This window comes from Egibacteraceae bacterium (genome assembly GCA_040905805.1).
In the GTDB taxonomy this organism is placed as follows: domain Bacteria; phylum Actinomycetota; class Nitriliruptoria; order Euzebyales; family Egibacteraceae; genus DATLGH01.
Genome location: JBBDQS010000032.1, coordinates 1 through 9,167, shown reverse-complemented (window position 1 = coordinate 9,167; position 9,167 = coordinate 1). Strand labels below are relative to the sequence as shown.

The following is a 9,167-nucleotide window of genomic DNA, read 5'->3' as shown; positions in this document are numbered from 1 at the left end:
CCACACCCGGCACAGCAGAGCATCGCCTCCGCAAGCTCCGGCGATGCACCAGATCAGGTGAGGACCCGGCGCTCGAAGCCCTTGATGCCGGCGTAGCCGGCCAGCAGGGTGCACGCGAGCAGGCCGGCGAAGACCGCGCCCGCGGCCATGTGCGGGAACTGCGGGGTCAACGCCATGCGAAAGCCCTCGGCCATGTAGACCAGCGGGTTGGCCAGCACCGCGACCTGCAACCACGGGATCGGACCGAGGTCGGCCCACGGGAAGTACGTCGCCCCGAGGAAGGTGACCGGGAGGATCACGACGCTGAACATGAGCGGCACCTGGTCGGGCTCCACGAACGTGCCGAGCATCAGCCCGACGGAGGACGCCAGCACGGGGGCGAGCAGGAGGACGGCCACGAGCACCGGCCAGCTGATGTCGAGGCTGACCGGCTCGGCCGGCACGAAGCGCACGATCGGGAACACGATGAGGGCAGCGAGCAGGCCCTGCACCGCGCCGGCGACGATCTTCTCGACCGCGACCCCCCAGACGGGCAGCGGGGCCATCACCCGATCCTCGATCTCACGGGTGTAGCCGAAGTCCTGGACGAGCGGCAGGGCGACCGCCTGTATGCCCTTGATGAGGACGGCGATCGCGACGACGCCAGGGACCAGGATGTCGGTGAACGACTGGCCCGCGCTGCCCCGCACGCCCTGCCCGATGGTCGGGAACACGTACGTGAACACGAACACCAGCAGCAGCGGCTGGCTGATGGTGCGCACCAGGAAGCGGCCTCGCTCCTTGGTGAGCACCCGCAGGTCGCGCAGGAGCATGCCGCCGAACGCCCCGAAGGCCGCCGCCCGCACGCTGCGTTCACGCGCATCGGTCACGGGTGGCTCGGATCCCATCGTGGCGGTCTACTCCCGCAGCTCGCGGCCGGTCAGGGTGATGAAGACCGACTCCAGGCTCGGGTGCGCGGCCCCGCTGGTGGCCGCCGACCGCTTGAGCTCCGCGGGGCTGCCGAGCGTCAGCACCCGGCCGTGGTCCATGATGGCCACACGGTCGCACAGCTCGTCGGCCTCGGCCATGTCGTGGGTGGTGAGCAGGATCGTCTGCCCCTCGGCGTGGAAGGTCCGCAGCAGGTCCCACAGCGCGATCCGGCTCTGCGGGTCGAGGCCGGTGGTCGGCTCATCGAGGAACAGCACCGCTGGCCGGTGCAGGAGGGCACGCGCGACCATGAGCCGCTGGGCCATGCCGCCCGAGAGGACGTCGGTGCGCTGGTGGCGCTTGTCGACGAGCTGGAAGCGGGCGAGCAGCTCGTCGGCGCGGCCGGCCGCCGCTCGCCGGGGCAGCCCGAAGTAGCGGCCGTGGTAGTACAGGTTCTCCCACACGTTGATGCTGCGGTCGAGCGTGTTGGTCTGGGCAACCACGCCGATACGCTGCTTCACGGCGGCGGGGCTGGCCCGCACGTCGATCCCGTCGATGTGCGCGCGCCCCGCGGTGGGGACCACCCGGGTGGTGAGCATGCCGATCGTGGTGGTCTTGCCTGCACCGTTCGGACCGAGCAGGCCGAAGATCTCCCCGGTCCGCACCCACAGGTCCAGCCCATCCACCGCGCGCAGCCCGTTGCCGAACGACTTGGTCAGCCCCTCGGTGGTGATGGGCTCGGACATCACGCCCCGCCCTCACCCGGACAGGCCCGGCGTGTTCCCACGGACAGCGCTAGGCCCGGGCAGTCGGCAGCCAGGAGGGGCGGCGCGCCTCGAACGCCGCGATCTCCTCGTCGTGGGTGAGCGTCCGGGCGATGTCGTCCAGACCCTCGACCAGGAGGTACTTGGTGTGGCGGTCGATCTCGAAGGTGGCGTGCAGGCTCCCGGAGACGACCTGCTGCTCGGGCAGGTCGATGCGGATCGGGGCCCGCGGGTCGGCCCCGGCCAGCGCGACGAGCTCGCGGCACTGCTCGGGGGGCAGCTCCACTGTCAGCAACCCGATCTTCGCGCAGTTGTTGCGGAAGATGTCGGCGAAGCTCGGTGCGATGACCGCGTCGAAGCCGTACTGCTGCAGCCCCCAGGGTGCGTGCTCCCGCGACGACCCGGACCCGAAGTTGGGGCCGGTGACGAGCACGTTCGCCCCCGCGTAGCGCTCGTCGTTGAGCACGAAGTCGGGGTCGGCCCGCCAGTCGTGGAAGACGAAGTCGCCGAAGCCGGTGCGCTCGATGCGCTTCAGGAACTGCTTCGGCATGATCTGGTCGGTGTCGACGTCGGCCCGCCACAGCGGCACCATCCGTCCGGTGATCACCGTGACCGGGTTCATGCCAGGTGCCTGACGTCCACGAAGTGCCCGCGCACCGCCGCGGCAGCGGCCATCTCGGGGGACACCAGGTGGGTGCGCCCGCCCTTGCCCTGCCGCCCCTCGAAGTTGCGGTTGGACGTGGACGCGCACCGCTCACCCGGCTCCAGGATGTCGGGGTTCATGCCGAGGCACATGGAGCAGCCGGGCTCGCGCCACTCGAAGCCGGCGGCGCGGAAGACCTCGTCGAGGCCCTCGGACTCGGCCTGCAGCTTCACGGGGTAGGAGCCGGGCACGACCATTGCCCGCACGGTCCCGGCGACCTGCTCGCCGTCGACGACCCGCGCCGCGGCCCGCAGGTCCTCGATACGCGCGTTCGTGCAGGACCCCAGGAAGACCCGGTCGATCGCTATGTCGGTGATGGCTTCGCCACCCGCCAGCCCCATGTAGTCCAGGGCCCGGCGCGCCTGCTCGGGGTCGGCGGTCGCCTCGGGCACCGGCACACGGCCGGTCACCGGTGCGCTCATCGCCGGGGTGGTCCCCCACGTCACCGTCGGCTCGAAGGCGGAGGCGTCGAGCCGCACCGTCCGGTCATAGACCGCGTCGTCGTCGGTGGAGAGCATCCGCCACTCGTGCAGGGCGACATCCCAGTCGGCGTCCGCGGGGGCGTGCCGGCGCCCCTTCAGGTACGCGAACGTCGTCTCGTCGGGGGCGATCAGCCCGGCACGTGCACCGGCCTCGATGGACATGTTGCAGACCGTCATCCGGCCTTCCATCGACAGGGCGTCGACGGCCGACCCCCGGTACTCGATGACGTGGCCGACCCCGCCGCTGACACCGATCTCGGCGATCACGGACAGGATCAGGTCCTTCGCGGTGACGCCGAACGGCAACGCCCCGTCGATCTCCACCACCATCGACTTCGGGCGCGCCTGCGGAAGGGTCTGCGTCGCCAGGACGTGCTCGACCTCGCTGGTGCCGATCCCGAACGCCAACGCCCCGAACGCGCCGTGGGTGGCCGTGTGGCTGTCGCCGCACACGATCGTCATGCCCGGCTGGGTGAGACCCAGCTCGGGGCCGATCATGTGCACGATGCCCTGCTGGTTCGAGCGACGGGTGAAGACCCGTACGCCGAACTCGTCGCAGTTGGCCTCGAGGGTGTCCATCTGCTTGGCGGACAGCTCGTCGGCCACCGGCAGCGAGCGGTCGGTGGTCGGCACGTTGTGGTCCATCGTCGCCACGGTGAGGTCCGGGCGGCGCACCGGCCTGCCCGCCAGACGGAGTCCCTCGAACGCCTGCGGGCTCGTGACCTCGTGGACCAGGTGCAGGTCGATGTAGAGCAGGTCGGGGCCACCGGCCTCACCGGGGACCGCCACGTGGCGGTCCCAGATCTTCTCCACCAGGGTTCGGCTCATGCCACGCCCACCGATCACGCCTCCCACCTGGCGCCGCGGGAGATGCGGTCGGCGACGTTGCCCTCCACGCGCACCTGGTCGCTGGCGGTCAGCTCGAAGGTGACGTGGTCCTCGCCGGTGGACTCGGCCACAGCGGCCGCCACGCGGGCCACCAGGGCGGCCTCCTCCTCGGGCGTCTGGTCCGGCGCCACCGTCAGGCGCACCGTGGTGCCGCGCTTGTCCGCGTTGTTCGTCATGGGGTCTCCGTCGCATGGGGGCGCACGCGGTGGTGCAGCCGGACAGATCGGTTCAGGGCGTCGAGGAAGGCCCGGGCGCTGGCCTCCACCACGTCGGTCGACACGCCGCGTCCCGTGTAGCGCTGCCCGTGGACGTCGACCTGGCAGGTCACATCACCCAAGGCGTCGACACCCTGGGTGACGGCCGCGACGTTGAACGTGACCAGCGTCGCCTCGCCGAGCTGCTGGCCGAGGGAGGCATGCGACCCGGCGGCACGCCGGATCGCCCCGCAGGCGGCATCGACCATGCCGTCGCCCATGGCCGACTCGTCGATCAGACGGTCCTCGGCCACGTCGCGGATGCGCACGGTGGCGGTCGGGGCGTTGGCCGTCCCCCCGGAGACCTGCAGCGACACCAGCTCGAACGCCTCGTCCTCGGTGCCGTAGACCTCGTCGGCGAGGATCGCCTCGAGGTCCGCATCGCTGATCTCCACCTTGCGGTCGGCCAGCTCCTTGAAACGCGCGAACGCCCGGGCGGTCTCCACCTCGCCGAGCGTGTAGCCCATGTCCTCCAGCTGGCGGGTGAACGCATGCTTGCCGGAGTGCTTGCCCAGCACGATCTGGGCGCCGACCACGCCGACGTCCTCGGCTTTCATGATCTCGTACGTCAGCCGGTCCTGGAGCACCCCGTGCTGGTGGATGCCCGACTCGTGGGCGAAGGCGTTGCGGCCGACGACCGCCTTGTTGAACTGCACCGGATAGCCGGTCAGCGTGGCGACCAGCCGCGAGGTGCGGGCGATCTCCCGTGTCGTGACGCCGGTGGGCTGCCCGAGCAGATCGAACCGTGTCGCGAGCGCCATCACGATCTCCTCCATCGAGCAGTTGCCGGCCCGCTCCCCGAGTCCGTTGACGGCGACCTCGACCTGGCGGGCGCCGCTGCGCACCGCCTCGATCGAGTTGGCGACCGCCAGCCCCAGATCGTTGTGGCAGTGCACGCTCACGAAGACCTCCGGGCCGACGCGGCCGACCACGTCGGCGATCAGCCGGCCGAAGTCGTGCGGCACGGCGTAGCCCACGGTGTCGGGGATGTTCACGGTCGTGGCACCGGCCTCCACCGCGGCGTCGACCACCCGCATGAGGAAGTCGTAGTCCGTGCGGGTGGCGTCCTGCGGGCTGAACTCCACGTCGTCGGTGTAGCTCAGCGCCTGCTTGACCGCTTCGCGGGCCCGCTCGACGATCTGGTCCTCGCTGGCGTGCAGCATGGCACGCCGGTGGATCTCCGAGGTGGACAGGAAGACGTGGATGCGCGAGCGCGCCGCGCCCTTGAGGCCCTCGGCGGCCCGGTTGATGTCGTCGACGTGGCACCGGGCCAAGGCAGCGATGACCGGGGCGCCGGGCTCGGTCCCCACTGTGTCGGCGATGGCCTTGACCGACTCGTAGTCCCCGGGCGAGGTGATCGGGAACCCCGCCTCGACGACGTCGACGTGCAGGCGCGCGAGCTGCTCGGCGATCTCCAGCTTCTCCTTGGTGTCCAAGGAGATGCCCGGCGCCTGCTCGCCATCCCGCAGGGTCGTGTCGAAGATGCGGATGTTGGGGGTGGGTGTGCCGGTGCTGCTCATGCCTCGTGTCCTCTCGGGCCCTCTCGACGGTGCACCCTGGCGTGGGGGTCTCCGCGGGGGGCTCGAGTGCTGTGCGTGGCCGCCCGCGGCGTCAAAGGAGGAGGATGAGCAGGCCCAGAGCGAGGGCCGGCAGCAGACGCACGCCGACGACCGCGCCGCGCGAGGGGCGCCCGGTGCCAGCGGTCGTCGGTGCGGTCTGCATACTGCTCTTGGTTGTACGCGCTTTCACGATCCGCGTCAATCGCCTCCTCCCGTCCCGTGGGACACTCCCCCGGCCCCGCGTCACGCCCGCGTAACACGGGGCCACTACCCTACGGGCATGGAGATCGTGCTGCGGTGTGCCCTGCCCGACCGTCCCGGTGCCCTGGCTGCCCTCGCCGGCACGGTCAGCGAGTGCGGCGGTGACATCCAATCGATCGAGGTGCTCGAGCACCAGGATGGCCGAGCCCTGGACGACCTGGTGGTGGCGATCGACCGGGCGCGCGTGGCGGGCCTCGTCGACCGGCTCACCCGGGCCGAGGACGTCGAGCTGATCCACACCGGTCCGTCGCGTGGGGACCCCGGTGACGCGGTGACGCGTCTGGCGATCGGCCTCACGGCCCTGCTGGACGGCTCGATGGACACCGACCATGCCTTCCCGACCCTGGTCGGCGGGCTGCTGCGTGCCGGTTCGGCGTCGCTGTGCGCGCCTGACGACGCCCCGAGGCCGGATCGCCGGACCCTGCTGGTACCGCTGGCCGAACGGGTCCTGGTGCTGCGCCGGGACTACCCGTTCACACCCACCGAGCGCCAGCGGGCGACCACGATCGGGCGCGCGGTCCTCGCGGCCGCTGGATGCGGCTACTCGTCGGTGGCGTCGGCCGCGGAGCTCTCCCCCGGGTAGTCGAGCCGGTCCAGCGGCATGATCACGGCCGACACGATGTTGAGCAGGTTGGCCACGATCCGCCCGAGGTGGCGGTAGGTCAGCACCGTCGCGGCGGCCTGCGGCACCTCGTCCGGGCTGCGCAGCAACGCGTCGATCTGCTGGCGGGCGTGCTCCTGCAGGTCACGGGCGACCTCGACGAACGTCTGGGCGACCCGCCGGTCGTCCTCGGCGAGGATGGATCCGGCTTCGGTGATCATCGGCGAGATGGTGTCCCACAGCCGGGCCAGGTCCTCCCGCAGCGCTCCCCCCGGCGGGGTGCCGACCGTGTCGGCGATGCCGAAGATGTTCTTCGCGAGGTCGGCGATGCGTTCGGCGTCCTTGGCGATGCTCATGTACATCAGGCAGGCCGGGATGTCGCTGGCGCCGTGCACACTCGCATGGACGAGCACCAGCCGCCGGATCCGTCGCTCCGCCTCGTCGGTGCGCTCCTCGGTGCGGTTGAGCGCGTCGGCCAGCGTCGTGGGGTCGGCGCCACCCACCCGGGCGCTCATCGCCAGGTCGAAGACGTGCCGGTCGTCGGCGAGCATCCCGGCGAAGGTCTCCTCGACCTCCGCCAGACCGTCACCGCCGGTGCGCAACCACTTGAACATGCGGGTTCCTTCCTGCGGGGTCAGCGCGTGATCACGATGACCGAGAGCGGGGCGACGACGAACACCAGGATGATGTACACGAATACCATGGTCCGACGCGTGACCGCGTGGTCGGCGACGGCTCGCGCCGCCCGCAGCGGCAGCCGGCGCAGGTACGGGACCGGGTAGAAGATCAGGATCCCGGCGACGTTGAACAGCAGATGCACGAGCGCGATCTGCAAGCCGGCGATCTGGGGGATCGCCAGGGCGGCGAGCAGGGCCGTGATCGTGGTGCCCACGTTCGCGCCCAGCGTCACGGGGTAGGCATTCTCCAGTCGCAGCACCCCCGCGGCGATCATCGGGATGAGCAGCGATGTCGAGATGCTCGACGACTGGACCGACACCGTCAGGATCGTGCCCACCAGGATCCCGAGCACGCCGCTGCGCCCCAGCACCGCGTTGAGCGAGCGCTCGGCGGGTCCGGCGACGACCACGCGCATGTTCTTGGTGATGGCCACCAGGGTGGCGAAGATCAGCCCGAGTCCCGCCGCGAGCAGCAGCAGCGCACCGAGTCGCATCGGTCCCGGCACCGCCGCCACCGCGGACTCGACCAGGCCGGCGCCCGCGGCCACGGCCCCCCGCACCGGGCTGTTGAACTCGCCACCGGCCGCATCGCCGACCACATCGGACAGGACCACGGCCAAGCGCCCCATGATCCCGGTGGCCAGCTCGATCGGCAGGAGGATCGCGACGCTGGCGAGGTTGAAGAAGTCGTGCATCGTCGCCCCGGCGAACGCGCGGCGGAACTCCTCCGGCCGGCGGATGCTGCCCACCGACGCCAGGGTGTTGGTCACGGTGGTGCCGATGTTGGCACCCATGATCATCGGCACGGCGTCCCCGACGCCCAGGACCCCCGCGCCGACCAGGCCGACGATCGTGGCCGTGGTCACCGACGAGGACTGCGCCAGCACCGTGGCGAGGACGCCCACGCACAGCGCGGACAGCGGGTTGCCGACACCACGGAACAGCCGGTCGGTGAACTCCTCGCCCAGACCGGCGATGCCTGCGCCGAGCAGGTCCACCGCGACCAGGAAGAGGTACAGCAGGACCAGCAAGAGCAGCAGCCGGATGATCCGCTCATCGGTGGACAGGTCGCGGGGGGCTCGAGCCGCCGCTCCAGCGGGGGAGCTCATGGCGACGGGGGCGACACGGAGACGGAGGTCACAGGCGGGGAGGATAAACCGCGCCACGGGCCGCGCACGGGTTTCGTCGCGGCGGACCCACGGTAGGAGCCGCGGGACGGACGAGGTGGCTGGTGTTTTTCGCGCAGGTTACCCGGCGGTAGATGGGGTCGGAGGGACAGATATGTCGTTGAGACCCAATCTACCGGCCGGTAACCCGGGGGGTGGACTCGAAGATCTACGAATCCGAGACGGCACGCGCGACGGCGGCGTCGTCGGGTGCCCGGCGGCGGCCAACTCCTCCCACTAGGATCGAGCGACCATCGACCGTTGAAGGAGATCCCGTGGCAGAGAGCGTCTACAAGATCATCGAGCTCGTCGGCACCAGCGACCAGTCCTGGGAGAAGGCCGCAGCCGCGGCCGTGAATCGGGCGGGCCAGTCGCTCCGGGACCTCCGCGTCGCGGAGGTGACCGAGATGGACCTCGTGCTGGAGAACGGACAGGTGACGGCGTACCGAGCGAAGGTCAAGGTGTCCTTCAAGTACGAGGGCGCCTGAGCAACGCCCCGGCCCGCACGGGTCCGCGGGATGTCGGCGCTGTTCCGCGGCCCCGAACGAGGGCATCCCGCGATCTCACCCGACGGGCAGCGCATGGCCCGGATCGCCCCCCCCACGACGGTGTGCCCAACGTCTGGGTGGGGACGCTGACCTGTCGGGTGCGCGGGCGCTGACCGCGACCGCGGCATCGGCGTGGTGGTCTGGGCGCACGACAACCACCATGTGCTGCGCAGTGCAGTGGCTGGCCAACCGCGGCTACCTCGTCCTGCAGGTGAACTTCCAGGCTCCAGCTCAGCTCTAGCCCGACCTTCCTGGCTATGACCTGAGGGCCGCTGGCGGCCGGGTTGCCTTCGAGGCTGTTCGGGCGGGTTGACCTGCGCGTTTCCGGTTGAGGGTGCTTGCCTTTCGTCTGCTCGAA

The 9,167-nt window shown here is 70.8% G+C and carries 10 protein-coding genes; 2 read left to right on the top strand and 8 right to left on the bottom strand.

What is annotated here, in order from left to right; all coding sequences use genetic code 11:
- Positions 1-53: 53 nt before the first annotated feature.
- The 6 genes from WD250_04465 to WD250_04440 are packed head-to-tail and all read right to left on the bottom strand — an operon-like array spanning position 54 to position 5,517.
- Positions 54-869, bottom strand: coding sequence for an ABC transporter permease (locus WD250_04465; GenBank protein ID MEX2619453.1), 816 nt, complete (start codon positions 867-869; stop codon positions 54-56).
- Positions 870-896: 27 nt separating this feature from the next.
- Entirely contained in the window at positions 897-1,652 is a 756-nt protein-coding gene (locus WD250_04460) for an ABC transporter ATP-binding protein (protein MEX2619452.1), read from the bottom strand.
- Between the two features lie 49 nt (positions 1,653-1,701).
- Positions 1,702-2,292 (bottom strand): 3-isopropylmalate dehydratase small subunit, encoded by a 591-nt coding sequence (leuD, locus tag WD250_04455; GenBank protein MEX2619451.1) that lies wholly within the window; start codon positions 2,290-2,292, stop codon positions 1,702-1,704.
- Entirely contained in the window at positions 2,289-3,683 is a 1,395-nt protein-coding gene (gene leuC, locus WD250_04450; GenBank protein MEX2619450.1) for a 3-isopropylmalate dehydratase large subunit, read from the bottom strand. Before leuC ends, leuD begins: the two co-directional genes overlap by 4 nt.
- 14 nt (positions 3,684-3,697) lie before the next feature.
- Positions 3,698-3,919, bottom strand: coding sequence for a hypothetical protein (locus tag WD250_04445; GenBank protein MEX2619449.1), 222 nt, complete (start codon positions 3,917-3,919; stop codon positions 3,698-3,700).
- Positions 3,916-5,517 carry a 2-isopropylmalate synthase gene (locus WD250_04440; protein MEX2619448.1) on the bottom strand — a complete coding sequence of 534 codons (1,602 nt, stop codon included), beginning with the start codon at positions 5,515-5,517 and terminating at the stop codon, positions 3,916-3,918. The genes WD250_04445 and WD250_04440 overlap by 4 nt, the downstream gene beginning before the upstream one ends.
- Positions 5,518-5,836: 319 nt before the next feature.
- Between WD250_04440 and WD250_04435 the strand changes: the two genes are divergently transcribed.
- Complete coding sequence (locus tag WD250_04435; protein MEX2619447.1) at positions 5,837-6,400, top strand: ACT domain-containing protein; 564 nt, start codon at positions 5,837-5,839, stop codon at positions 6,398-6,400.
- Here the strand turns inward: WD250_04435 and WD250_04430 are convergent.
- Complete coding sequence (locus WD250_04430; protein MEX2619446.1) at positions 6,358-7,032, bottom strand: PhoU domain-containing protein; 675 nt, start codon at positions 7,030-7,032, stop codon at positions 6,358-6,360. The two genes, WD250_04435 and WD250_04430, sit on opposite strands and share 43 nt — an antisense overlap.
- 20 nt (positions 7,033-7,052) lie before the next feature.
- Positions 7,053-8,204: a Na/Pi symporter gene (locus WD250_04425; protein ID MEX2619445.1), complete on the bottom strand. Its 1,152-nt coding sequence runs from the start codon at positions 8,202-8,204 to the stop codon at positions 7,053-7,055.
- Between the two features lie 332 nt (positions 8,205-8,536).
- On the opposite strand from WD250_04425, the gene WD250_04420 reads away from it, so the two are divergent.
- Complete coding sequence (locus WD250_04420) at positions 8,537-8,749, top strand: dodecin family protein (protein ID MEX2619444.1); 213 nt, start codon at positions 8,537-8,539, stop codon at positions 8,747-8,749.
- The last annotated feature ends 418 nt before the right edge of the window (positions 8,750-9,167 follow it).

Excerpts from the sequence above, each read along its gene's own strand:
- WD250_04460 (MEX2619452.1), bottom strand. The coding sequence starts at position 1,652 with ATGTCCGAGCCCATCACCACCGAGGGGCTGACCAAGTCGTTCGGCAAC.
- leuD (MEX2619451.1), bottom strand. The coding sequence starts at position 2,292 with ATGAACCCGGTCACGGTGATCACCGGACGGATGGTGCCGCTGTGGCGG.
- leuC (MEX2619450.1), bottom strand. The coding sequence starts at position 3,683 with ATGAGCCGAACCCTGGTGGAGAAGATCTGGGACCGCCACGTGGCGGTC.
- WD250_04445 (MEX2619449.1), bottom strand. The coding sequence starts at position 3,919 with ATGACGAACAACGCGGACAAGCGCGGCACCACGGTGCGCCTGACGGTG.
- WD250_04440 (MEX2619448.1), bottom strand. The coding sequence starts at position 5,517 with ATGAGCAGCACCGGCACACCCACCCCCAACATCCGCATCTTCGACACG.
- WD250_04435 (MEX2619447.1), top strand. The coding sequence starts at position 5,837 with ATGGAGATCGTGCTGCGGTGTGCCCTGCCCGACCGTCCCGGTGCCCTG.
- WD250_04430 (MEX2619446.1), bottom strand. The coding sequence starts at position 7,032 with ATGTTCAAGTGGTTGCGCACCGGCGGTGACGGTCTGGCGGAGGTCGAG.
- WD250_04425 (MEX2619445.1), bottom strand. The coding sequence starts at position 8,204 with ATGAGCTCCCCCGCTGGAGCGGCGGCTCGAGCCCCCCGCGACCTGTCC.